Origin of the sequence: Brachybacterium vulturis (assembly GCF_043641765.1) — a bacterium.
In the GTDB taxonomy this organism is placed as follows: Bacteria; Actinomycetota; Actinomycetes; order Actinomycetales; family Dermabacteraceae; genus Brachybacterium; species Brachybacterium vulturis_A.
The window spans coordinates 72,275-96,596 of the sequence record NZ_JBHZRO010000008.1 but is presented as its reverse complement, the minus strand read 5'-3'; the positions used below and the strand labels follow the sequence as shown (position 1 = coordinate 96,596).

The following is a 24,322-nucleotide window of genomic DNA, read 5'->3' as shown; positions in this document are numbered from 1 at the left end:
TAACGCCCTCCCTCTCACCTGGTCAGAGATGCGGTGCGGGTGATTGATCCCCGTCATGTCGCCGCCACCAGGACCCCTCTAGGTTGAGAGCACATCGAGGGAGAAGCCCTCGAGGACCACGATCCGGAAGGACGGCCCGCCATGACCACCACCCCCGCCACCAGCACCCACTCCATCTTCCGCGCCAAGGGCTTCAGCTGCCCGTCCTGCGTCGCCAAGATCGAGAAGCAGGTGGGCCGCCTCGAAGGCGTGCAGAACGTCAGCGTGAAGTTCGCCTCCGGCCGCGTCGAGGTCGACCACGACGCCTCCGTGACCACCACCGACGATATCGTCTCCGCGATCGGGAAGGCCGGCTACGAGTCCGCCCTCTCGGCCTTCTGACCACCTGGTGCCGGGCCCCACGGGCCCGGCCACCTTTCCCGCGTCCTGTTCCGCACCTGATCGTGAAAGGCACCACCTCATGTCCGCTCTCACCCGTTGGCTGCGCGGTCCCTGGGGAACCCCCCTCGTCGCGGGTCTCCTCATCGTCGTCGCCGCGATCTTCTCCCTGAGCATCGGGGTGAACCCCTTCGGTGCAGGCCACCAGCACGGCATCGGCCTCACGCTGGACGGGCCCGCTGCCCTGGTCGCCGCCGATCTCCTCATGATCGCCGCGGCGCTGGTCGCCGGCATCCCGATCATCCTCAAGGCCGTGCGCGCCCTGATGGTCAAGGTCATCGCCATCGATCTGCTGGTCGCCATCGCCGCGGTCGGTGCGCTGCTCATCGGTCAGTACTGGGAGGCCGCAGCGGTGACCTTCCTGTTCGCCATCGGCCACGCCCTCGAGGCCGGCACCATGAATCGCACCCGCTCCGCGCTCGCCGAGCTCGTGGCGGTCGCCCCCGACGTCGCCGTGGTGATGCGGGAGGGCGAGCAGGTGGAGATCTCCGCCGCCCAGGTCCTGCCCGAGGAGACCGTGCTGGTCAAGAACGGTGCCAAGGTCCCCGTCGACGGCATCGTCATCGACGGCACCGGCGCCCTGGACGAGGCATCGATCACCGGCGAGTCCATCCCCGTCGAGAAGTCCACGGGTGATCAGGTGTTCGCCGGCACCATCTCCGACGGCGGCTTCCTGCAGGTGCGCGCCACCGGCATCGGGGCCGACACCACCCTGGCCCGCATCATCCACCGCGTGGAGGAGGCCCAGGACGCCAAGGCCCGCACCCAGTCCTTCATGGAGAGGTTCTCCACCTGGTACACCCCCGGCATCATCCTGCTCGCCCTGCTCACGGGGCTCATCACCGGGAACGTCGTGCTCGCACTGACCCTGCTGGTGATCGGCTGCCCCGGGGCGATGGTCATCTCCATCCCCGTCTCGATCGTGGCCGGCATCGGCCGCGGCGCCAAGGACGGCATCCTCATCAAGGGTGGCGAGTACCTGGAGACCAGCGCGAAGATCACCGCCGTCGCCCTGGACAAGACCGGCACCCTCACCGAGGGCAGGCCCTACCTCACCGACGTCACCGTCCTGGACCCCGCCCTGGATCGCGGCGACGTGCTCGGCTGGGCCGCCCGCGCCGAGGCCGGCTCCGAGCACCCGCTGGCACGTCCCCTCATCGACGCCGCTGCGGCCGAGGGACTGCCCGCCGAGGGACTGCCCGAGCACACCGAACCGGTTCCCGGCAAGGGCATCGTCGCCATCCTCGGGGGCCGGCGCGTCGCCGTCGGCAACCTGCCGCTGCTCGCGGCCGAGGGCATCTCCGAGGACCGCGGCGCTGCCGCCGAGGTCGACCGGCTCGCCGGACTCGGACGCACTCCGATGGTCGTCACCCTCGACGGCCGTGTGATCGGCGTGGTCGCGGTCGCCGACCGGCTCCGCACCGATGCGAAGGAGATGATCTCCCGGCTCCACGCGACAGGGGTGAAGAAGGTCATCATGCTCACCGGCGACAACCGTCGGGTCGCCGAGGCGGTCGCCGCCGAGGTCGGGGTGGACGAGGTCCGCGCCCAGCTGCTGCCCGAGGACAAGCTCACCGTCGTCCAGCAGCTCCAGGGCGAAGGCTTCACCGTCGCGATGGTCGGCGACGGCGTCAACGACGCCCCGGCGCTCGCCACCGCCGACATCGGCGTGGCGATGGGTGCGGCCGGCACCGGCGTCGCCATCGAGACCGCTGACATCGCCCTGATGAAGGACGACCTGCTGAAGCTCCCGCAGGCGATCGGCCTGGCCCGCAGCACGGTCTCCGTGATGCGCCAGAACATCGCGATCGCCCTGCTCACGGTGGTGGCGCTGCTGGCGGGTGTGTTCGCCGGCGGAGTCACGATAGCGATCGGCATGCTGGTCCACGAGGGATCGGTGCTGCTGGTCATCGTCAACGCGATGCGGCTGCTGCGCCGCCGCAGGGAGCAGCGCAGCGACCGCCCCGCCGCCCCGTCCGGGTCCCGCGCTCGGCGAAGCGTCGAGGCGACCCAGAGCGTCTGACCCCGATCGGTCCTGCGCGGCGGCCCTGACCGGCCGCATCGCAGGGGCGTGGAGGACAGTTCAGCACTCGAGAAGCACCGTTCCCGCTCGAGAGGACACGCATCATGTCTGACCAGCAGTTCGCCCTGGAGGGCAACGTCCAGCACTTCACCATCGCCGATATCGCGTCAGCGAATACGGACTTCCGCAAGGTCCTGTGGACCGGGAAGCACTCCCAGCTCGTCATCATGACCGTGCCGGTGGGCGGAGAGATCGGGGACGAGGTCCACGAGGCCACGGACCAGATCCTGACCTTCGTCTCCGGCACCGGTGAGGCCGTTCTCAACGGGCACACCCACGCGATCGGCGGCGGCGATCAGTGCGCGGTGCCCGCCGGCGCCCAGCACAACTTCCGCAATACTGGGGACGAGCCCCTCGTGCTGTATACGCTCTACAGCCCGCCGGAGCACGCGGTGGACGGCGCCTTCGCCACCAAGGAGGAGGCGGCCGCGCCGGCGGAACCCCGGCGCGGCCGTTCCCCGCACCAGCAGCGACACAGGAGAACTCAGATGTCCCAGGTATTCGTCTTCAAGGACTACGGCGGCCCCGAGGGCCAGCAGCTCGTCGAGCGTGACGCCCCGACCCCCGGGCCCGGCGAGATCGCCATCGAGGTGCGCGCCGCCGGGGTGAACCCCGCCGACTGGAAGCGCCGTGAAGGAGTCTTCGGCACCCGCGGGACTCTCCCCGCCGCGATGGGGCTGGAGGCATCCGGGGTCGTGACCGGCGTGGGTGAGGGGGTCGAGGACTTCGCCGTCGGGGACGAGGTGCTCGGCGCCCCGGCGCGGGGGCTCGGGGCCTTCGCCGCGCACACCGTGCTGAAGGCCTCGGAGTCCGTGGCCAAGCCGGAGGAGATCTCCTTCACCGACGCCGCGGCGATCCCCATCGCCGGCACCGCCGCCTACGACCTCACCCATCAGGTCGAGATCGAGCCGGGGCAGACCCTGCTGGTCCTCGGCGCCGGCGGCGGGGTGGGGCTGATGGCCCTGCAGATCGCGAAGGTCCACCAGTTCCGGGCGATCGGCGTCGCCTCGGAGTCCAAGCGCGATCTCGTCGAGGCGACCGGTGCCGCCTTCGTGCCCTCCGGCGAGGGGGTCGCCGAGCGCGTGCGCGCGCTCGCCGCGGACGGTGTCGACCTGCTGGCCGATCTCGTCGGCGGGGACGCGCTGCGTGAGCTGGCGCCGCTGGCCAAGGAGCCCTCGGTGATCGTCTCCGCCGCTGACGGCGAGACCGCCGTCGAGCTCGGCGGCGCCGGCCGGGAACGGTCCGAGGGCGTGCTGGGCAAGATCGCCGGGGTCGTCCAGTACGGCCTGGTGGACCCGCACGTGGTCCGCACCTACCCGCTGGAGCAGGCTGCCGAGGCGCTCGCCGAGGTGGAGTCCGGCCACACCCGCGGGAAGATCGTGATCATCCCCTGACCTGCCCTCGACACCGCCCGCACCTCCGGTAGCGTGACGTGGATGGCCTCCACCTCTGCTGATCCTGCTGTTCCCTCGAGCCCGTTCTCCGACTTCTCCGACGTCGACGCCTTCCTGCGGATCCCGCGCCTGGCCTCCGTGGCCGCGAGCGAGGACGGGCGGGTGGTCGGCGCGATCCAGCAGGCCGATGAGCCCGGGGCGACGCTCGTCTCCTCCCTGTGGGAGCTGGATCCGACCGGCGAGCGCCCGGCCCGTCGACTGACCTTCTCCGCGAAGGGCGAGAGCGGACCGCGCTTCGCCCCCGACGGCTCGCTGCTGTTCAGCTCCGCCCGCCCGGATCCGGAGGGCGGGTCCGAGGAGGACACCACCGCGATCTGGCGCCTGCCCCGCACCGGCGAGGCGCAGGTGGTGGCCTCCGCCGCGGCAGGCCTGTCGCTGCTCGCCGTCGCCGCGGACGGCACCATGCTCGGGGCCACCAGCGTGCTGCCCGGCGGCACGCTGGAGGACGACGCCGAGCGCCGCAGGGCCCGCAAGGACGCGAAGCAGACCACCATCTGGCACACCGGGATGCCGATCCGGCTGTGGGACCACGAGATCGGCGACGAGAGCCGCCGCCTGGTGCTGGTCTCTCCGGAGGGTGACCTCACCGATCTCACCCCGGATGTGGGCACGGTGACCCTCCACGCCGCCGCCGCGGACCTCTCCCCGGACGGCGGCACCGTCGCCACCTCCTGGACCCAGCGGGTGCGCGGCGGCGAGACCCGCAGCTCGATCGCCCTGATCGACACCGCCACCCTGCGCCGCAGCGTGCTGTGCGCGGCGGACGAGACCGCACAGTTCGGCTCCCCGCTGTTCTCCCGCGACGGCCGCAGCCTCGCGGTGATCCGCTCGACCGCCTCCTCCCCCACCGACACCAGCTACAGCCGCCTGGAGATCCACCCGCTCGGCGGCGGCGACCCGGTCACCGCGCAGCTGGGCGATCTGAGCATGACCGACCTCGAGTGGACGGCGGACGGCACGCTGCTGGTCGCCGGGGACCTCCATTCCTCGGGAGCGGTGCTCGCCGTCGACCCCGAGACCGGCGAGGCCCGGACCGTGGCGGGCGACGGCGTCTTCTCCTCCCTCGCCGCGGCCCCGGGCGGCACCTGCTTCGCGCTGCGCTCCGACATCGCGACCCCGCCGCGCCCGGTGCGGATCGCCGCGGACGGGACGTGCTCGGAGCTGCCCGCCCCGGGTGCGGTGGGCCCCCTGCCGGGCACCCTGGAATGGGTGGAGGCAGACCTGGACGGCCTCCCCGTGGGTGGCTGGCTGTGCACGCCCGCCTCCGCCTCGGCGGCGGCGCCCGCCCCGGTGATGCTGTGGATCCACGGCGGACCCCACGGCTCCTACAACGCCTGGAGCTGGCGCTGGTGCCCGTGGCTCGCGGTCGAGCGCGGCTATGCGGTGCTGATGCCGGACCCCGCGATGTCCACCGGGTACGGGGATGCGGGCCTGAACCGCGGCTGGCCGCGCCGACCGGACGTGGTCTACCGCGAGTGCGAGACCCTCTTCGACTCGGTGCTCCAGCGGGCGGAGCTCGACGCCTCGCGCACCGCGATGCTCGGCGCCTCCTTCGGCGGGTTCATGGCCAACTGGATCGCCGGGCACACCGAGCGCTTCGACGCGATCGTCACCCATGCGGGGCTGTGGGCCCTTCCCCAGCAGCACCGCACCACCGACGCGGCCGCCGCCAAGATGCGGGTGCACCGCCACGAGGACGAGGACCCGGACTGGTACCGGGCCTTCTCCCCGCACCACGAGATCGATGCGATCACCACCCCGATGCTGGTCACCCACGGCAACCGTGACTACCGGGTGCCGATCAGCGAGGCGCTGCGGCTGTGGTGGGACCTGGTCTCCAGCTGGGACGGCGAGCCCCAGGACATGCCGCACCGCTTCCTGCAGCTGACCAGCGAGAACCACTGGGTGCTCACCCCGTCCAATGCGCTGGCCTGGAACCAGGCGGTGCTGGCCTTCTGCGACCAGCACGTCCTCGGCGCGGCCCCGGTCCCGGAGGTCCTGCCCTGGTGAACGCGCGGGTGCAGCCCACCCCCGCCCGGCCTGGTCCGGGCCCGCCCGGCCACCAGAATTCCGCCTCATATGACGAGGGAACGGCTGTAGGGCGTTACACCTTCATATGAGGCAGGAAGCCGGTGGCGCCGGCCGGCGCTAGGCTGGTGGTGCCCACCCCTCGGCCCGTCCGCGGGCGTCCGAACGGACAGGATCCATGACTCCACGCCCCCGTCGCCGCTTCGATGCCACCTGGCTGCCCTTCGGCATGATGATCGGCTTCACCGTGGGGATCGGGCTGGGCCTCTCGGTGATCAGCAATCTCTTCATCGGCGCGCTGATCGGCTTCGCCGTCGGCACCGCGCTCGGCGTCACGCTCGGGTTCCGCGATCCCCGGCGCTCGGGCGGCGCGGCGGAGTCGGAGGACGAGGCCGATGATCGCTATCGCCGTGAGCACGGGGACCCGGGCCCGCAGCGCCGCGACCCCGGATCGGGGCAGCATCGCTGATCCCGTGGCGATTTGACCCTCTCTTGACCGTTTGGGACGGTGTGGTGAGGACCACATCGTGACCGGGTCCGCCTGGGAGGCACCGCCCGCGCGGTGGGAGGGAAGGATCCAGCATGAGGACCGCACGCATCGCCCGCCGCACCCGTTCCGCCATGGCGCTCGTCGCCGGCGCCGCACTGCTGGGCCTCAGCGCCTGCGGGACCGATACCGGGGCGGAGCCCGAGGGGACGCCGGCCGCCCCCGCCACCAGTTCGGACGGTGGCGGCGCGGAGCCCTCGGACGGCACCGGGGGCGCGGGCGAGCGCACGCGGATCATGCTGAGCACCGATCTGGGGCTCGATGACGCCAGCGGTGAGGGCGCCCTCGTGCTCGGATCCGACGCCCTGGCGGCGCTGCTCGCCGAGCCCTTCGGCGGTTCCGCCGACTGCGAGGCCGAGCTGGTGCTCGCACCGGGTGCCGCCCCCGTCGACTGCCTCGGCCCCGCGGGCATCGAGAGCATCGAGCCCACCCAGGAGTGGGTCGCCCACGGGGTCATGGTCCCGGCGGAGTCCGACGTCCGGAACGGCTCCAGCGTCGCGGTGCTCTTCTCCACCGGCACCGCGCTGCCGGAGGCGGCGGAGGACCTGCTGGACGAGGACGTCACCCTGACCGGCCTGGGCTTCGGCTCCGTCTATGGGATGGACCCGCTCGGCGCGGAGGACGTCGCAGCGGGCACGCTGCAGACGCTGACCTCGGAGTTCTCCTATGTGCCGGTCGGCCAGATGGCCGACTGGGAGGATGTCACCTGTCAGGACGGGCTCGACTTCGCGCAGTTCGAGACCGTGGACTGCGAGGCGACCACCGCCGAGGGCACCACCTGGGACCTGGTGGTCGCGCCCGGCACCTACGTGGACAACGACCAGGGCCTGCTGGTCGGGATCGACCGCACCAGCGAGGACTGATCCTGACCTGATCGCCCGCCCCCGGGCACGGCTATCGTGGCAGCTGCGTCGGGCGGTCCCCGCCGACGCCGCGGCCGGGACGACCCGGACGGTGGATTCTCCGGAGGACGGCCTCGCAGAAGGACCCTCCCGCCATGTCATCGCACTCCGCCGCCCCCGCCCCGAGCGACCGCGGCCCGGTCGCCGCCCTCCTCACCCGCAGCGCGATCCTCCGCCTCCTGCTGGGCTGGGTCTCCGTGGGGGCGCTCACCCTGGCCGCCCCGCTGCTGGCCGGCCGGCCCTCCTCCGCCGTGCTCGCCCTGGTGCTCGCCGCGATCGTGGCGGTGATCGTGGTGGCCGCCGGCGGCGTGGTCCGCCAGGCCGAGGCACTCGCGCGCCGCCTCGGCGACCCCTACGGCACGCTCGTGCTCACCCTGTCGATCGTGGTGATCGAAGTGGTGCTGATCGCCGCGGTGATGCTGGGGCCCGGGGACCACGCGACCATCGCCCGGGACTCGGTGATGGCGGTCTCGATGATCATCATGAACCTGGTGCTCGGGCTGTGCCTGCTGGTGGGCGGGCTGCGCCACGGCTCGCCGGCGGTGCATCGCGTGGGCACCTCCGCCTACCTGGTGATGCTGGTGGCGCTCGCGGCCCTCGCCTTCGCCCTGCCGGCGACGCTCGGGGAGGGCGGCCGCTACGCCCCGGTGCAGGCGTTCGTGATCGCCGGCCTCACGGTGGCGCTGTACGCGGTCTTCCTCTGGCGGCAGATGGGCGCCCAGGCCGCTGAGTTCCAGGAGGTGACGGTCCCGGCGGTCGGGACGCCCGGCGGCCGCGCGACGAGGCCCGACGACGGCACCGCGCCCCTGTCCCTGCGCCGGATCATCGCCGTGCATCGCGGCGAGCTGCTGGCCCGCTCCGGCCTGCTGATCGCGACGGTGCTGCCGATCGTGCTGCTCTCCCACCACATGGCTGACCTGCTCGACGACGCCTCGGACCGCCTCGGCGCCCCGGTCGCGCTCGGCGGGGTGCTGATCGCCCTGATCGTGTTCACCCCGGAGTCGATCACCGCGGTGCGGGCAGCACTGGCCGGCGAGCTCCAGCGGGTGGTGAACCTGTGCCATGGCGCGCTGGTCTCGACCCTCGCCCTGACCATCCCGACGGTGCTGGTGATCGGTCTGCTCACCGGCACTCCGGTGGTGCTCGCGGCATCGACGACGAACCTGCTCCTGCTGGCGGCGACCCTCGCCGTCGCCGCGATCTCGGCGGCCGCTCCGCGGGTGACGGCGATCCACGGCGCCGTGCACCTGCTCCTGTTCGGCGTCTATGCCCTCCTGCTCTTCCGCTGACCGGATCGTCCCCCGGCGGTCACCGGCTCCAACGCGGTATGGTCGCGGCGTGAGTGCGACGACGCTTCCCATCCCGACCGACCCCGGTGACCTGCCGGGGCTGCTCTGGCTGCCCGAGGACCTCGAGGAGCCGGTGCCCGGCCTGGTGGTGCTGCAGGAGATCTTCGGCCTGTCCGAGTACATACAGCGGCGCTGCGCGGATCTCGCCGCGCTCGGCTATGCGGTGCTGGCGCCGCAGCTGTTCGCCCGTCTGGACCCGCCGCTGGTGGGGATGGACGACTGGGACGACGTCGAGTCCTGGCTCACCGAGGGCATGGCCCTGACCGAGCAGCTGCCCTGGGAGCGCGCCGAGGCCGACGCCCTGGCGGCCCTGAACGCACTGCGTGCGCACGGCGCCGTGGACTCCGAACAGGTGGGCCTGGTGGGCTTCTGCTACGGAGGCGGTCTCGCCGTCGCCGCGACCGCCTCCGCCGCTGCGGAGGAGCGGCCGCCCTCGGTGCTGGTGAGCTACTACGGGTCCGCGCTGCCCGCGCTCCTGGACCGGGCCGCACAGGTCGAGGTGCCGAGCCTGCACCACTTCGGCACGGCCGACGCCTTCATCCCGCTGGAGCAGGTCACGGAGATCCGTTCGGCGGTCACCGCCGACGGCGCGCGCGAGCAGGTGCGCTTCCGCCTGCACGAGGGCGCCGGTCACGCCTTCGACAACCCCCACCCGGGCCTCCACCACCACGAGGCCGCCGAGGCCGCCTGGCAGCAGACGGTCGGCTTCCTCGCGGAGACGCTGCCGACGCGCCGTTGAGCAGCTGAGCGGCTGCGGCGTCCGAGCGGCTCCGACAGCCGAGCGAACCCGCCGGTCCAGCACCCGGAGAGCCCTCCGTCACGTCCAGAACTGTACGTGACCGAATAGTTATGTCCAGATTGTCGGACAGTCCGCACCGCGGAACCCTTCCCCCGTCGGCCGCTCGTCGGCCCAGCGCACAGCGTTTTCCCGCCACGCAGCCGCCATGACCTGCCCCTGCTGAGACCCATAAGCCGAGGTCAGAATCGACACTTCCGGCGAGGGCGAGGTTTGCCGCCCACGCGCAGGAGGACGAAGATAGAACATCGGGTCGGTGCGTCCACGAGCACTCGCCACGCAGGGCGGAACCGATCCGCGTCCACCCGAGGCCTATGGATGAAGGAGCCCCCGTGCCACCAGTCATCACCGCCGACGGCCTGTACAAGGTCTTCGGTCGACGACCCGCCCGAGGTGTCGAAGCCCTCCGGCAGGGAAAGTCGCGCGTCGAGCTGCGCGAAGAAGGGCTCACGGCCGCGGTGATCGACGCCAGCTTCAGCGTCGAGCCCGGCGAGAACTTCGTCGTCATGGGGCTGTCCGGCTCCGGGAAGTCCACGCTGATCCGCATGGTCAACGGACTGCTCCCCGCGAGTGCCGGCGAGCTGCGGATCGGCGACGACGTGCTCTCGAGCATGTCCGCCGCCAAGGTGCGCGAGGTGCGCCGCAAGCGAGTCTCCATGGTCTTCCAGCACTTCGCCCTGCTGCCCCATCGCACCGTCGGTGAGAACGCCGCCTATGGGCTCGAGGTCAGCGGCCTGAACCGCGCGGACCGCGAGAAGCGGGCCACCGAGGCGCTGGAGATGGTCGGCCTGAAGGGGTGGGGCGGGTACCGTCCCGACAGCCTCTCCGGCGGCATGAAGCAGCGCGTGGGCCTGGCCCGCGCCCTGGCTGCGGGGACCGACATCATGCTCATGGACGAGGCGTTCTCCGCACTGGACCCGCTGATCCGCCGCGACATGCAGGATCAGCTGATCGAGCTCCAGCAGAAGCTGGACAAGACGGTCCTGTTCATCACCCACGACCTCAACGAGGCGATGCGGATCGGCGACCGGATCGCGATGATGCGCGACGGGCGGATCGAGCAGATCGGCACCTCCGACGAGATCCTCAACGAGCCGGCCAACGACTACGTCGCCCGCTTCATCCAGGACGTCGACCGCTCCCGCGTCATGACTGCGGAGAACATCCTCGAGCGGCCCTCCGAGACCCTCGGCGAGGACCACGGCCCGCGCACCGCGCACCGCATGCTGCGCGAGACCCAGAACCCGTGGCTGGTCGCCCTGCACCGGGACCGCACCCCCCTCGGCGTCCTCTGGGAGGAGGACGTCGCCGAGGCTGTCCGCGCGGGTCGGGACGACCTGCCCTGGGTGCCCGGTCGCGAGATGCCGGTGGTCTCCTACGACACACCGATCGCCGATCTGTTCGCTCCGGCCGCCCAGCACGTCAACCCGCTGATCGTGGTCGATGAGGACGGCAAGTTCCTCGGGGTGATCCCCCGGGTGACGCTGCTGACCGCCGCCGGGACGGGGCACGGCGAGAACGGCGACACCGTGACGGCCGTCGGTGCACCCGACGCCGCCGGAGACGATGCCCTGCCGGGCACGACCCACGACACCCTCGGAGGTGACCGATGAACCCCGACGACGGCCTCGTGCCCCGCATTCCGGTCGGTGATTGGGCGGAGACCGGCATCGACTGGTTGAAGGCCAACCTCGCCTGGCTGTTCGACGCCTTCCGCTGGCTGATGGAGTTCCTGGTCGGGAACTTCACCGAGGCGCTGCTGTTCCTGCCGGCGCTGCTGCTGATCCCGCTGTTCGCGCTGCTCGCCTGGGTGGCGCGCTCCTGGCGCATGGGCATCGGCACCCTGGTGATGATGCTCGTGGTCCTCGCCATGGACCAGTGGACGCCGATGCTCCAGACCATGGCGCTGGTGATCGTCGCGACCCTGTTCGCGGTGCTCATCGCCGTGCCGCTGGGCATCCTGGCCGCCATGAGCTCCACGGTGAGCGCGATCGTGAAACCGATCATGGACTTCATGCAGACGATGCCCGCCTTCGTCTACCTGATCCCGGCGGTCACCTTCTTCTCGATCGGGCTGGTGCCCGGCATGTTCTCGACCATCATCTTCGCGCTGCCGCCCGGCGTGCGCATGACGGAGCTCGGCATCCGGCAGGTCGACTCCGAGACCGTCGAGGCCGGCGAGTCCTTCGGCGCCACCCGCGGGCAGATCCTCCGCGGCATCCAGCTGCCCCTGGCCATCCCCACCATCATGGCGGGTGTCAACCAGGTGATCATGCTGGCGCTGTCGATGGCCGTGATCGCCGGCATGGCCGGGACCGAGGGTTCCGGCAAGCTGGTGGTCCAGGCGATCGCCACCCTGGACCTTCCGCTCGGCGTCGAGGCCGGCCTCGGCGTCGTCATCCTGGCGGTCTTCCTGGACCGCGTCACGGCGGCCCTGGGCAACCCCGGCGATTACAAGACCTCGCTGGTCGCCGTGCTGAAACGACGTCGCACGGCCACCACTTCCTGACCGCACCCGAAACCTACGAACACCTCTGGAAAGGATGATCGATCATGACCAAGCGCAACTCGCTCTGGACCCCGAACTCCGTCTCCCGCCGCTCCGCCCTGGTGGGCGGCGCCGGCCTGCTGGGCCTCGGCCTGGCCGCCTGCGGCAGCGACGGCGGTGACGGCGGCGGAAGCGGCGGCGACAGCAACGGCGGTGGCGGGCCCGAGGGCAAGACCATCACCCTCGGCTACATCGCCTCCTGGACCGACGGCCTCTCCACCGCGTACCTGCTGGACAACCGCCTGACCGCGATGGGCTACACGGTCGAGCACCAGACCATCGCCGAGGCCGCCCTGCTCTACGCGGGTCTCGCCCAGGGCGACGTGAACATGTACCCCTCGGCCTGGCCCGAGGTCACCCACGCCGAATACATGGACGAGTACGGCGACAACATCGAGGACCTGGTCGCCTACTACGAGGGCGCGAAGCTGAACTTCTCCGTCCCCGACTACATGGACGACATCCAGTCCATCGCGGACCTGCAGGGCCAGGCGGACCGCTTCGACGGCAAGATCTACGGCATCGAGCCCGGTGCCGGCATCACCGGCGCCACCCAGGACAGCGTGATCCCCGGCTACGGCCTGGACGATTTCGAGCTGGTCACGTCCTCCACCCCGGCGATGCTCACCGAGCTGCAGAACAAGATCGATGCCGAGGAGGACATCGTCGTGACCCTGTGGTCGCCGTTCTGGGCCATGACCGCCTTCCCGGTCCGGGCGCTCGAGGACCCGGAAGGTCACTTCGGCGAGCCGGAGGCGCTGCACCACCTGGGCAACCAGGGCTTCTCCGAGGAGTTCCCCGAGGCCGCGGAGTGGATCTCGCAGATGAAGCTGAGCGACGAGCAGTTCGGCTCGCTCGAGGACACGGTCGTCAACCAGTTCGAGGACGGCCAGGAGGCCGAAGCGGTCGAGAAGTGGCTCGAGGAGAACCCCGACGTGCTTCCCCCGCTGCCGGGCGAGTGACCCCGGCGCGGACATCCGCGCCCCGGCCGGCGGGCTGATTCCCGCCTCGGCCATACAGGACGGGCCGACCACGATCATCTCGTGGTCGGCCCGTCCTTCGTGCGACGCTCAGCGTGCGACGGCGACCTCGGTCCCGGCCTGCGCCGAGGCGTAGCAGGCGTCGATGACCCGGGCGCGGCGCAGGGCGAGCGACCCGTCGTGCGCGGCCGGGTCCCCCGAGGCGACGTGCTGCAGGAAGCTCGCGACCGCGGCCGCGTGGTGGCCGTCCTCCCCGACGGCGGGCTGCAGCTCCGCGGGCATCCCGGCGACCTCGGTCCACACGGTGATCTCCTGATGCGGGTGCGCGGGGTCGCCGCCCCATTCGATGGTGGCGCCGCCATCGGCCCCGTAGAGGGTGACATAGCAGAGGTCGTGCGGGATCCACTGGGCCCAGCTGGACTCCAGCAGCAGGGTGCCGCCGCCGTCCAGGCGCAGGAAGGCGGTGGCGAGGTCCTCGACCTCGAAGGGGGCGCCCTGCTCGAGCTGCGAGACGCCGAAGCCGGAACCGCCGCGGCCCAATGGCCCGAACTCGGCGTGCGTGGAGGCGGAGGCGGCGGTGACCGCGGGTTCGCCCATCAGGTGCAGGGCCATGTCGAGCATGTGGATGCCGATGTCCATCAGCGCGCCGCCGCCGGAGCTCTCGGCCCGGGTGAACCAGGTGCCGAGCCCGGGGATCCCCTGGCGGCGGAGCCAGCCGGTCTTGGCGTAGTAGAGCGTCCCCAGCACGCCCGAGTCGACCACCTCCTTCAGCGCGGTGACGTCTCCCCGCTGGCGGTGGTTGAAGGACACGTCCAGCACGCGGCCGGCCTGCTGAGCGGCGGCGACCATGCGGGCGGCGGCCTCACCGGTCTGAGCCATCGGCTTCTCGGTGAGCACGTGCACGCCGGCGCCGAGGGCATGGATCGCCATCGGTTCGTGCAGGAAGGTGGGGGTGGCGATCGAGACGACGTCGAGCTCGGCCTCGGCGATCATCTGCGTCCAGTCCCGGTAGCGGCCGGGCACCTCGTGCTCCTCGCCGAACCGCTCCAGCAGGTGCTCCTCCATCGCCGAGAGCGCGACGAGGTCGACGGCGGGGTCGGCGGCGTAGGCGGCGACGTGCTGCTGACCTGCCCAGCCCAAGCCGATCACTCCGGCACGCAGTCGTCGCCGCCCGCCCTCCTGTACTGCTGCGTTCATGATGCGTGGTCCCTTCCGATCAAAGTGCTGTGCGGGATGGCTGGTCGTGCGGCGGGGTCGTCGGGAACGGGGGCAACGACCGCCCACGAGTCCGCGAGGCCGCAGATCAGAGACTCGACGTTGCCATGGTCGCATCAGTCCAGTGAGCTTGCGCCCTCGTTCTGCGGCTCGCCCTCAGCAGGACGCTCCTCCCACCGGTCGCGAGCGCCCCGGACGCTGCCCAGCAGGGTGCGCCGCCGGGGCGCGCTCGCCGCCCGAGGGTGCGCACCTGTGCCGGTGCCCGAACCGGTCTCCGCGCTCCAGGTGCCCTCACCGACTGCGGGGCGGCACTGGTGGGAGCTTCGGCTGGTGCGGCGGGGATGACCGGCCGGTGCTGTTCCTCGACCGGAATGCGGACGGTGAGCGAGGAGCTCACCGCGGCGCACGGGGCGGAGTCGCTGAAGCCCGTGATGGCGTCGGCGCCGGCAGCGGTGTCGGCCGGGCCGGTGCAGCCGGTCGCGGCCGCGGCGCCCGCTGCAGGGTGTGTCGGGGCAGGGTCCGTCGGGCCCAGCGGGGACGGGGAGGTGACGCGGGCGGCGCCGGAGAGGCCTGTCCATTCGACCAGGTGGCGCGCGGCCTCCGGGTCCTCGAGACGCCGGACGCCGGTGGTGTCGCTCTCCTTCGAGAGGTTGCAGTGCGCGCAGAGGCCCTGACCGTTGTCGATGCTCGTGGTGCCGCCGGCAGAGGCGGGGACGATGTGGTCGTGCTGGCGCACAGCGGCATCGCAGAACGGGGCACGGCAGATGAGATCCCGCCAGTCGAGGAAGCGTGCCATCGCGGGCGGGAAGGCCCGTGCTCGGGATTCGACGGCCACCAGCTCCCCTGAGGTGGGATGGGTGAACAGGCGTCGCATCACGGGACGGAGTGGTGGCCCCTCCGGTCCGTAGCGGTCATCCTCGGCGGGGCCCGGCTCGGCGAGCGCGAGGCGGAGCTGTTCGCGCACCATCCCCACCGGGACGGAGCCATACCCCTCGATATGCGCGATGTCGCCGTGGTCCGGGGAGAGCAGGGACCGCTCGGTCATGATCAGTCCGATCTCCAGGAGCACCGGGTCCATGCCTCCTTCGCGACCGATCAGGGTGTCGGCGAAGGCATCCGCCATCAGTGCGCCATGGCCCTCACGTGCTCCTTCGGCACGGAGCCGCTCGGCTTCGAGGGAGAGTCGCTTGTGGACGAGTTTGGCGTCGAGCGCCGGGAGCTGGGCGCTCACGGTCGCCATGCCGTGCTGACCGGGGGTGAAGGTGACGTGGCGGCCTCGGCGGGCCCGGTGGTGGCGGTCGGCGGCTCCCTGCGGGTCGAGCTGCCCGATCGCGGCCGCAACCGCCTCCCGCCACCGTTTGACACCGGCCCCGTCCAGACGGGGCATCTGCTCGTGCAGGGCTTCGTCGAGCTGTCGACGCTGGAGGTCATCGAGCGGCTCCATCGCGGACGCCGCCGCATAGGCCACCTGCGCCGTCACCTTGCCGGTGCCCAGCGCGCAGAGCATGCGCGGCATGGAGCGGACCATGCGCCGGGCGGAGGCCAGGGAGTGCTCGGCAGCAGAGGGTGAGCGCCGGGTGGTCAAGGAGTAGTCACGGCGGGTCCGGCCGTCGGCCAGGCGGTTGAGCCGGTCGATCGGCGGGAGGAATTCGTCCTCGTGGGCGGCGTCGTCCCGCGCGGCGCGGATCTGGTCGCGCCGGGTGGCCTCGGCCAGTGCCACCACGGCACGCGCCTCGAGCGCATCGAGCGAGCTGCGGGAGTCGTGGACCGTCGCGAGCAGCCTGTGGTAGGCGCCCCGTGGCCTCTCCCCCGCCTCGAACATCTCCTCCGGTGCGGTGGCGATCGCGGTCAGCAGGAAGTCGACGTCGCCGAGCAGCTCCGCGAGCGCGCCCGGTCCGGCCGCATGGAGCGCAGCGAGGATCTCCTCCGGAGCGGCGGAATGCCGGTCCGAGGAATCCGTCAGCTTCTCCATGAACATGCTGACATCCTCTCTCGTCGCACCGACATTCGAAAGCCCGTGCCATGAATGTGGAAAACCTACTCAGGACGCTCATCACCCTGTCCGCGCCGCTGCATGCGGCGCTATGAACTGCACTCGGGCCCGACCTGCACAGTGTGCATAACTCTATCCAGCAGATCCCGGGAAGCGCCGCCTGAATGTGGACAAGAATGTGGATGAGTAGGCACTGTGGAGGAACGGTCGCCCCTTTCCGAAGTGCTCCGGCCCCGGCTCCACCTCCGCCCGGAGCACGCCTGAGATGCCCTCCCCTCCGCCCTCGCCCTTGCCCCTTCCGCTCCGCCGGTATCTGATGGGGGTCCCTGCACGCTCACCCAGGAGGCACCGATGGAGAAGCTCGACCGCACCGCCACGACCCCCGGCCCGGACTCGTCGTTCACCGGCGAGGTGCTCATGGAGGCGATCCGCGGACCGCGGGACGGATCCCGCGCCGCGATGAATCACGTGCACTTCACGCCGGGCGCGCGCACGCATTGGCACTGGCATCCCGTCGGCCAGACCCTCTACGGCACCGGCGGGGTGGGCCTGGTCGTCACCCGCTCGGGCGAGGTCCTCACCCTCGAGCCGGGTCGCACGGTGTGGATCCCGCCGCGCGAGGAGCACTGGCACGGCGCGCTCGACACCTCGCTGATGTCCCATCTCGCGGTGCAGGAGGCCGACGAGGACGACGAGACCGTCATCTGGCTCGAGCCGGTCAGCGACGAGGAGTTCGACCGCGCGAACGAGGTGGCACGCACGAGCTGACCCGCGGCCTGTGCGTGGTGGATGCTGGCGCACCCGGACTGCTCGCCGGCATCTGCCATCACCTCAGCGCCCCGACCTCGGCGGCCGCGGCGTAGAGGGCACGGTGGGCGGGCCGCAGCGCCCGATGCGCAGCCGCAGCCGCAGGGTCCGGGGCGACGCTCCGGCCATCCGCTCGTGCGGCGAGCGGCAGGATCCGATGCTCGAGGCCCAGCGCGTCGGCCGCGGCGAGCGCGCAGCCGATCAGTGCCGCATCGGCGCCGTCGACCGTGCGCACGGGGCGCCCGGTGACATCGGCGATGATACGCAGCCAGGGCTGCGAGGCGGTCCCGCCGCCGGTGATGGCCAGGGGGCGGGATGTCGCACCCTCCTCACCATGGGCGATGGCGTGGGCGACCCCTTCCAGCATCGCCGCGTAGAGGTCGATCGCGCGGGTCCGCGGGCCGATGCCTATCACGGCGCCGCGGAGGTCGGCATCCCGCACGGGGTAGCGCTCACCGAGGATCGAGGGCAGCGCGAGGAGCCCCGTGGGCCCGCGTCCGTGCCGGTGCTCGCGCTCCTCGAGCAGAGCATCGGCCCCATCGGGCGTGACCCCGCCCAGCAGAGCCTCGCGCGCCCAGTCCGCCGCGGCGCCCGCGGCGAGCAGGGCGGAGATCCGCAGGGTCGGCCCGGCGCCGTGGTCGCCCAGGCCGTGGTCACCCGTGCCGAGCGCGAGGTGGTGCGAGGCGCCCGGCTGCGAGGGCGGGGCCGCCGCCAGCACCGACGCGCGCCAGCCGCTGGTGCCCAGGTAGGCGTAGTCCTCACCGGGGGCGAGTCCGACGATCCCGAGGGTGGTCGCCCCGGCGTCGCCCGGCGGAAGGACCACGGGGAGCCCGGCCGGCAGCCCCAGCAGTGCGGTGGCCGACGCCCCGGTGCGTCCGAGGAGCTGGCCCGCCCGGTGGGTGAGCGCCGGCAGCAGGGGCGCCGCGAGGCCTGCGGCGCGCGCGACCGGGGCGGACCAGCTGCGCGTGCGGTGATCGAGCAGCCCGGTGGCGGCGGCCGTCGTCGGATCACACCAGGCACCGAGGCCCAGTCGGTGCACGAGATGGCCGGCCGGGCCGAACACCACCTGCCGGGCACGCCGCACGAGGCCGGGATCCACGCGGTGCAGGCGCCGGAACATCGCGGCGCAGCTGCTGGCGTCCTGCTGGTTGCCGGTGAGCTCGTCCCACGAGATGCCCTCGGCCGCGAGCTGGGCGCGCAGCTCCTCGGCCTCCGCCCCGGCGCGGGTGTCGCTGTACAGGATGGCCGGAGATCCGGTCCCGCCCTCGGTCTCGAGCACCAGGTCCTGCATCTGCCCGGTGAGGCTCAGCGCGAGCAGGTCGTCGCCGGCCGCTGAGGACGGAAGGAGCCGGGTGATCGCGGTGCGGGCGGCGCGGACCCAGTCGCCGGGGTCCTGCTCCGCTCCCCCGTCGGCCGTACGGCGCGTCGGGTACTCGCTGCTCGCCTGCGCCCCGCAGGTGCCGTCCAGGTCGATCAGCGCCGCTTTCGCCGCAGACGTTCCGAGGTCCAGGCACAGCAGAGAGGGCATGGGGTGAGGATAGGCGGGCAGACCCTGTCCGCGCCGCCTGCGGACTTCCCGCGCTCCACCCGACGATCCCGGACCGGCGTCTTGACCTCGCCGGCCCACTGTCCTACTGTATTAAGCACCTAATACAACGAGACAGGGGGTGGCTGATGCAGTTCGACAGCTCGATCCCCCTCTGGACCCAGCTGGTCACGGAGTTCTCCCGACGCATCGTGGTGGGCAGCTGGCCCGCCGGGACCAGGCTCCCCGGTGTGCGGGCGCTGGCCGGCGAGCTCGGCGTCAACCCGAACACCGTGCAGCGGGCGATGTCCGAGCTCGAGCGCGAGGGACTGTGCCGCTCCGAGCGCACCGCGGGCCGATTCATCACCGAGGACACCTCCCGGATCGACCAGCTCCGGGCCACGCTCGCCGCACAGGCGGCGGACGACTTCCTGGACCGGGCCCGAGGCGTCGGGATGGGCCACGCCCAGGTGCAGCAGCTCATCACTGAGAGGTGGGACCACCATGACCCCGACCACGACGACCACACCGGAAGCGAAGGGACCTGAGATGACCTCACCCGCTCAGGAGCCGCCCACCCTGATCTCGACCCGGGCACTGACCAAGACCTACGGCAGGACCACGGCGATCGACGGGCTGGACCTCGATCTGCCCGGGGGCCGGATCGTGGGCCTGCTCGGCGAGAACGGATGCGGCAAGACCACTCTGATGAAGATCCTCGCCGGGGTCGTCAGCGACTACCGCGGTCAGGTGCGCATCGCCGGCCTCGCCCCGGGCCCGGCTTCGAAGGCGAAGGTCTCCTTCCTCCCCGACGTGAGCTTCCTGCCGCACAGCGCCCGTGCGCGCTACTGCGTGGAGCTGTATACCGACTTCTTCGAGGACTTCGACGCCGAGCGGGCCCATGAGCTGATCGGGTTCTTCGGCCTCGAGGAAACGATGCGCCTCAAGGAGATGTCCAAGGGCATGCGGGAGAAGGTGCAGATCGCCCTGGCGATGTCCCGGCGAGCACGGGTCTACCTGCTCGACGAGCCGATCAGCGGAGTGGATCCCGCCGCGCGCCAGATCATCCTCGACGGGATCCTGCGCACCTTCGACGAGGACTCGCTGCTGCTGATCTCCACCCACCTGGTCCATGATCTCGAGCAGATCCTCGACTCGGTGGTGATGATGCGCCACGGTGCCGTAGTCCTGTCCGGAGAGGCCGACGACCTCCGTGCACAGCACGGGGCGGGCCTCGATCAGATCTTCAAGGAGACGTACCGATGATCACCACCCTCATGAAGCACGAATGGCTGCGCACCCGCGGGCTGCTCGGCACCCTCGCCGGCGTCGCGCTGCTGCTGGTCGCCGCCGGCACCGCATTGACCGCCACCGGCTGGCCCGGGATCGACATGATCGGGGCGCTGATGCTCGTGGCGGCGCTGGGAGGGCTGGTCCCCGCAGTGCAGATCGCGCTGACCGTCCACTACTGGCAATCCAGCTTCGGCCGAACCGGCTATTTCACCCAGTCCCTGCCCGTGCGCGGCACGACCATCTTCACGGCCAAGCTGCTGTGGGCCCTGCTGATCTCGCTCGCCGCTCTGGTGGTGGTGCTCGGCCTGCTGTGCGCCGCCTGGCCCGTGCTCGCCGACCGGCTGGGCACCGAGCGCAATCCCTTCACCGTGATCTCGCAGCTGTGGAGCGGGTACGCGGAGGTGGTCCCGGTGCCGCTGCTGGTGATCGGCGTCGTGCTCTTCGTGGGCATGATCCTCATCTGGCCGATCCAGTACTTCTTCGCCGCCTCGGTGGGCAGCGAGACCCCGCTGAACCGGCTCGGCCTCGGGGGCCCGGTGCTCGTCTTCCTCGGCCTGTACCTGGTCACGCAGGTCGTCCTCTTCCTCGGGATGGCCGTGCTGCCCTGGGGGCTCGGGGTCGCCGACGGGCAGCTCGGGGTGGTCCGCTGGCGGCTCTTCTCGGAGCTGGCCGCGGGCGATGCCGCCTCCTCCGACATCATGCCGCTCGGCTTCCTCCCCGCGCTCTTCCTGGTGACGCTGGCGTGCCTGGTGCGCACCGTCCACTCCTGGCGACGAAAGATCAGCCTGGTGTGAGGCGTCCGGATGGGGTGCGACCGTCCGGATACTCTGGCCCGTACCCGAGCTGCACCTGGAGGAGTACGACGATGTACCACGGAACGTCCCTGCACGCGGCTCGCGTGCTCATCACCGGCGGCGCACGGGGGCTCGGGCGGCAGCTGGCGCTGGAGGCCGCACGGCGCGGAGCCGACGTGACGATCTGGGATCTCGACCAGGCGCGCGCCGAGGCCGTCGTGGCGGAGATCCGAGCCCTCGGCGCGACCGCGGTCGCGGCACGGGTGGACATCACCGATCAGGAGCAGGTCACCGCCGCCGCGCAGCCGGCCGGGCCGCAGGACGTGGTGATCAACAACGCCGGGATCATCACCGGCAAGCGGCTCCTGGAGGCGAGCGACGAGGAGATCCGCCGCACCTTCGAGCTGAACACGCTCGCCCTGTTCTGGGTGACCCGGGCCTTCCTGCCGGGGATGATCGAGCGCGACCGGGGCACGGTCGCCACCATCGCGAGCGCTGCGGGGCTGGCCGGCGTCGCCCGGCAGACGGACTACTCCGCGAGCAAGTGGGCGGCGCTCGGCTTCACCGAGTCGCTCCGGGCCGAGCTGCGCGGGGATTCCCGGGGCGTGGGCACCTTCGTGATGTGCCCCTTCTACATCGACACCGGAATGTTCGACGGAGTGACCACGAAGTTCCCCCGTCTGCTGCCGATCCTCAAGGAGGAGGAGGTCGCGCACCAGGCCCTCTCCGCGATCGAGAGCGGGAAGGAGCAGATCATCACGCCCTGGCTCGCCCGGCTGCTCCCGGCGGCGCGCATCCTGCCGGTGCGGCTGTTCGACCGCGGACTGGACCTGCTGGGCATCAACCACACGATGGACGGCTTCGTGGGCCATCACGACCGGGCATCTCCGGGGGTTCGGGGCGCTGACCGGCAGACTCCCGAGGAGCACGATGCGGGACGTTGACGACATGGACCGCGAGGACATCGCCCACCGGATCGCCGCGCTCAGCCGCTGGATCGACGACGGCAACACCCACCGCGATCCGGAGGCCGCGACCTGGGCCCGGCTCGCGAAGATCACCGAGGAAGCCGGGGAGGTGGTCGCCGCGCACATCGGCGCGACCGGCCAGAATCCTCGCAAGGGCGTCACCCACAGCGCGCCGGCCTGCAGGACTAGGCACCGGGCGAGGCCCGACGCGCCCGCGCCGAGCGTCGGAACCAGTTCACCAGCATCCCGGGCACGAACCGATCCACGAACGGTGCGCCGAACCGGGCGAGCACCTCCACCAGCAGTCCGAGGAAGAACGCGACCAGCGGTATCCACGGGGCGAGGCCGACGGAGGCTACGAGGTCGCCCGCCATCCCCACCTGTGCCTGCGCGCTGGTCCAGACCAGCGCGAGCAGCACGATCGAGCCGCCGAAGTAGGCGAACGGAAGCGCCACCCAGGAGGCGACCAGCGCCAGGATGTTCCCGGTCTCGATCTCGCGGTCCCGGTGCCACAGCAGGGAGACCACCGCCGGTATCAGCAGTGCGATCAGCACCAAGGGGATCCATGCGTACCAGGGCAGGTCGAAGAACCACAGGAACTCGTCGGTGCGTTCCACCCCGAAGTCCTCGACGCCGCCCTGCAGGGTCAGGTGGAGCGGCACGGCGAGCATTCCCAGCCCGGGCAGCAGAGCGAGGCCGTTCAGACCCCAGAGCGGGAGTGCGAGGAGCAGGCCGAGCACGGAGCGGCCCTCCCCCTCGGCGATCATCGTGATCGCTCCGCCCGCGGCCAGCAGGATCCAGACCGGGACGGCGAAGGCCAGGGCGTGGACGAGCACGAGCCGGGGCGCGGCGGCGAGATCCGCCACCAGCGGCCACCAGGAGGGCTTCTGCATCCCTGCGATATGCCCCAGGAACAGCGGAAGCGCGATGAGCACCCAGGTGCCGAAGAACATGTCCACCCCGGCGGAGTGCATCGAGATCGACATCCCGAACGACTCCTCCTCGACTGCGAACGCGGTGACGCGGGTGGCGATCACGGCGAAGATCGCCACCGCGAGGCCGGAGATCCCCGACCAGAGCAGGGCCCCGAGCACCCCGTTCGAACCCCAGCGCCCAGTGCCCCAACGGCGCTGGAGGAGGCGAGCGGCGAAGAAGGCGGTCGCCACCATCGCGACGGTGATCAGCAGCGGCATCCCCCGGAAGCTCATCGTGGCATGGCCCAAGAAGCCCAGGTTCAGCTCGAGACCGTAGGAGCCGAAGGAGGCGAGGGAGACCAGCTGGAACGGAATGCCCACCAGGCCGACGATCCCTCGCCATCCGCCCGCTCCCGACGGGGAGGCCGAACCGCCGAGGGGATCGGTGACGTCACCAGCGGCGCCGCCCGTGTCCAGGGTGAGGATCGCGAGGACGGCCGAGACGATCACCACGAGCGCCGCGCCGAGAGCCACGATGTAGGCGAGAGCGCCGATCACGAACGTGGGGATGGGATTGCCGATGCCGAACCGTCGCAGAGCGGTGCCGACCTGTGACGCGGACAGCGCCTGCGCCCCCTGGGAGCCCGCCGACGCGCCCGGTGCCGAGGGGGCGGACGCCGCCCAGGGACCCGGCGGCGCTGGATCGGCCGACGTGGGCGGCGCCGCGGGATCGACGGGCGAGCCGGACGCGGGGCCCGAGGGGGCGGAGCCGAGGGGTCCCGCGGAGGACGCGGGCGGGAACGCGCTATGCCCGTACGGCCCGGAGTCGTGGCCCGGATATCCGCTGCCGGGGTAGTTCTGGCTCCCCCTGTCGCCGTAGGGATGGTTCGTCTCCGACATGAGTGTCTCTGCGCCCTTCTCGCGTGGCCTGTCATCGCGGGCGCGGTCGTGCACCCGATACCGAGCCTAGCTGGCAGGATATTCACTGCCTCGCGGCAGCTTGCGCCGCCGTGCCCGGGTCCGGGAAGATCTCGTCGGCGGCGATCGAGCCGCCCCCACGCCGACCCCACCGGGAAGAAGACCGCATCGCCATGGACCTGAGCTTTCGACGGGCCGCACCCGAGGACATCCCCGCGGCGCAGGCGGCCTACCGGCAGATCATCGATCACCTCGCCCGGACGGCGGACTTCCCGCACTGGCACACCGAGGACCACCCGAGGCCCGCGCAGGTCGCCGCCTGGATCGCGGCCGGAGAGCTCTACCTGGCGCACACGCCCGACGACGCCGGCTCCACATCGCCGCCGGAGATCGCGGGGGTCGTCGTCCTGAACCACGAGACGGCGGGCGGCTACGAGGACGCGGACTGGGCGATCGACGCCGCCCCCGAGGAGGTGCTGGTGGTCCATGTCCTCGGTGTCACCCCCGACCATCTCGGGCAGGGCGTCGCCCGGTTCCTCATCGACTCGTCCCTGCAGGCCGCGCGAGAGCAGGGCTGCCGCACCGTCCGCCTGGACGCCTACGTCGAGAACCTGCCGGCCCGGACCCTGTATGCGCGCTACGGGTTCACCGACCTCGGTGTCCACACCCTGGCCTACGACGGCACCGACCTGGAGCAGTTCCACCTGTTCGAATTAGTTCTCTGACCCGCCGGCCGTGTCGGCGGCAGCGCTGACTCTGCCGTGGACCAC

At 71.5% G+C, this 24,322-nt stretch carries 21 protein-coding genes and 1 pseudogene; 18 read left to right on the top strand and 4 right to left on the bottom strand.

The window, feature by feature from the left end:
• Positions 1–141 precede the first annotated feature (141 nt).
• The 12 genes and pseudogenes from ACHUEU_RS08250 (at position 142) to ACHUEU_RS08195 (ending at position 13,107) form a co-directional block, all read left to right on the top strand.
• On the top strand, positions 142–381 hold the full coding sequence (locus tag ACHUEU_RS08250) for a heavy-metal-associated domain-containing protein (protein ID WP_394215440.1): 240 nt from the start codon (positions 142–144) through the stop codon (positions 379–381).
• Positions 382–460: 79 nt separating this feature from the next.
• Positions 461–2,461, top strand: coding sequence for a heavy metal translocating P-type ATPase (locus ACHUEU_RS08245; RefSeq protein ID WP_394215439.1), 2,001 nt, complete (start codon positions 461–463; stop codon positions 2,459–2,461).
• A gap of 104 nt (positions 2,462–2,565) precedes the next feature.
• Positions 2,566–2,982, top strand: a pseudogene (locus ACHUEU_RS08240) (cupin domain-containing protein); the annotation flags it as partial.
• 27 nt (positions 2,983–3,009) lie between these two features.
• Positions 3,010–3,915, top strand: coding sequence for an NADP-dependent oxidoreductase (locus tag ACHUEU_RS08235; RefSeq protein WP_394215511.1), 906 nt, complete (start codon positions 3,010–3,012; stop codon positions 3,913–3,915).
• Positions 3,916–3,957: 42 nt separating this feature from the next.
• Positions 3,958–5,985 (top strand): S9 family peptidase, encoded by a 2,028-nt coding sequence (locus ACHUEU_RS08230; protein ID WP_394215438.1) that lies wholly within the window; start codon positions 3,958–3,960, stop codon positions 5,983–5,985.
• A 196-nt stretch (positions 5,986–6,181) separates the two neighbouring features.
• The gene (locus tag ACHUEU_RS08225) at positions 6,182–6,472 is read left to right on the top strand and encodes a hypothetical protein (protein WP_394215437.1); all 291 of its coding nucleotides are present in this window, start codon (positions 6,182–6,184) and stop codon (positions 6,470–6,472) included.
• A gap of 113 nt (positions 6,473–6,585) precedes the next feature.
• Positions 6,586–7,413 (top strand): hypothetical protein, encoded by an 828-nt coding sequence (locus tag ACHUEU_RS08220; RefSeq protein WP_394215436.1) that lies wholly within the window; start codon positions 6,586–6,588, stop codon positions 7,411–7,413.
• A gap of 134 nt (positions 7,414–7,547) precedes the next feature.
• Positions 7,548–8,741: a calcium:cation antiporter gene (locus ACHUEU_RS08215; RefSeq protein WP_394215435.1), complete on the top strand. Its 1,194-nt coding sequence runs from the start codon at positions 7,548–7,550 to the stop codon at positions 8,739–8,741.
• A gap of 49 nt (positions 8,742–8,790) precedes the next feature.
• On the top strand, positions 8,791–9,540 hold the full coding sequence (locus ACHUEU_RS08210; RefSeq protein WP_394215434.1) for a dienelactone hydrolase family protein: 750 nt from the start codon (positions 8,791–8,793) through the stop codon (positions 9,538–9,540).
• Between the two features lie 389 nt (positions 9,541–9,929).
• Positions 9,930–11,210, top strand: coding sequence for a quaternary amine ABC transporter ATP-binding protein (locus ACHUEU_RS08205; RefSeq protein WP_394215433.1), 1,281 nt, complete (start codon positions 9,930–9,932; stop codon positions 11,208–11,210).
• Positions 11,207–12,106, top strand: a complete 900-nt coding sequence (locus ACHUEU_RS08200) for an ABC transporter permease (protein ID WP_394215432.1) — start codon at positions 11,207–11,209, stop codon at positions 12,104–12,106. The genes ACHUEU_RS08205 and ACHUEU_RS08200 overlap by 4 nt, the downstream gene beginning before the upstream one ends.
• Before the next feature lie 44 nt (positions 12,107–12,150).
• The gene (locus ACHUEU_RS08195; RefSeq protein WP_394215431.1) at positions 12,151–13,107 is read left to right on the top strand and encodes a glycine betaine ABC transporter substrate-binding protein; all 957 of its coding nucleotides are present in this window, start codon (positions 12,151–12,153) and stop codon (positions 13,105–13,107) included.
• 108 nt (positions 13,108–13,215) lie between these two features.
• On the opposite strand, the gene ACHUEU_RS08190 is transcribed toward ACHUEU_RS08195, so the two are convergent.
• Together ACHUEU_RS08190 and ACHUEU_RS08185 are read right to left on the bottom strand one after the other, a co-directional pair.
• Complete coding sequence (locus ACHUEU_RS08190) at positions 13,216–14,322, bottom strand: Gfo/Idh/MocA family protein (RefSeq protein WP_394215430.1); 1,107 nt, start codon at positions 14,320–14,322, stop codon at positions 13,216–13,218.
• 106 nt (positions 14,323–14,428) lie between these two features.
• Positions 14,429–16,318, bottom strand: coding sequence for an HNH endonuclease (locus ACHUEU_RS08185; protein WP_394215428.1), 1,890 nt, complete (start codon positions 16,316–16,318; stop codon positions 14,429–14,431).
• 366 nt (positions 16,319–16,684) lie between these two features.
• Between ACHUEU_RS08185 and ACHUEU_RS08180 the strand changes: the two genes are divergently transcribed.
• On the top strand, positions 16,685–17,101 hold the full coding sequence (locus ACHUEU_RS08180; RefSeq protein WP_394215427.1) for a (R)-mandelonitrile lyase: 417 nt from the start codon (positions 16,685–16,687) through the stop codon (positions 17,099–17,101).
• 58 nt (positions 17,102–17,159) lie between these two features.
• Here the strand turns inward: ACHUEU_RS08180 and ACHUEU_RS08175 are convergent, their stop codons facing one another.
• Complete coding sequence (locus tag ACHUEU_RS08175) at positions 17,160–18,668, bottom strand: FGGY family carbohydrate kinase (RefSeq protein ID WP_394215426.1); 1,509 nt, start codon at positions 18,666–18,668, stop codon at positions 17,160–17,162.
• Positions 18,669–18,814: 146 nt separating this feature from the next.
• Here ACHUEU_RS08175 and ACHUEU_RS08170 point away from each other — a divergent pair, with 146 nt between their 5' ends.
• The 4 genes from ACHUEU_RS08170 (at position 18,815) to ACHUEU_RS08155 (ending at position 21,696) form a co-directional block, all read left to right on the top strand.
• Positions 18,815–19,213 (top strand): GntR family transcriptional regulator, encoded by a 399-nt coding sequence (locus ACHUEU_RS08170; protein WP_394215425.1) that lies wholly within the window; start codon positions 18,815–18,817, stop codon positions 19,211–19,213.
• A gap of 1 nt (position 19,214) precedes the next feature.
• On the top strand, positions 19,215–19,931 hold the full coding sequence (locus ACHUEU_RS08165) for an ABC transporter ATP-binding protein (protein WP_394215424.1): 717 nt from the start codon (positions 19,215–19,217) through the stop codon (positions 19,929–19,931).
• Entirely contained in the window at positions 19,928–20,752 is an 825-nt protein-coding gene (locus tag ACHUEU_RS08160) for a hypothetical protein (RefSeq protein WP_394215423.1), read from the top strand. Before ACHUEU_RS08165 ends, ACHUEU_RS08160 begins: the two co-directional genes overlap by 4 nt.
• A gap of 71 nt (positions 20,753–20,823) precedes the next feature.
• Complete coding sequence (locus tag ACHUEU_RS08155) at positions 20,824–21,696, top strand: SDR family oxidoreductase (protein WP_394215422.1); 873 nt, start codon at positions 20,824–20,826, stop codon at positions 21,694–21,696.
• A 209-nt stretch (positions 21,697–21,905) separates the two neighbouring features.
• Here ACHUEU_RS08155 and ACHUEU_RS08150 read toward each other — a convergent pair whose 3' ends face one another.
• Complete coding sequence (locus ACHUEU_RS08150) at positions 21,906–23,534, bottom strand: hypothetical protein (RefSeq protein ID WP_394215421.1); 1,629 nt, start codon at positions 23,532–23,534, stop codon at positions 21,906–21,908.
• A 191-nt stretch (positions 23,535–23,725) separates the two neighbouring features.
• Here ACHUEU_RS08150 and ACHUEU_RS08145 point away from each other — a divergent pair, with 191 nt between their 5' ends.
• The gene (locus tag ACHUEU_RS08145; protein WP_394215420.1) at positions 23,726–24,277 is read left to right on the top strand and encodes a GNAT family N-acetyltransferase; all 552 of its coding nucleotides are present in this window, start codon (positions 23,726–23,728) and stop codon (positions 24,275–24,277) included.
• Positions 24,278–24,322: the final 45 nt, after the last annotated feature.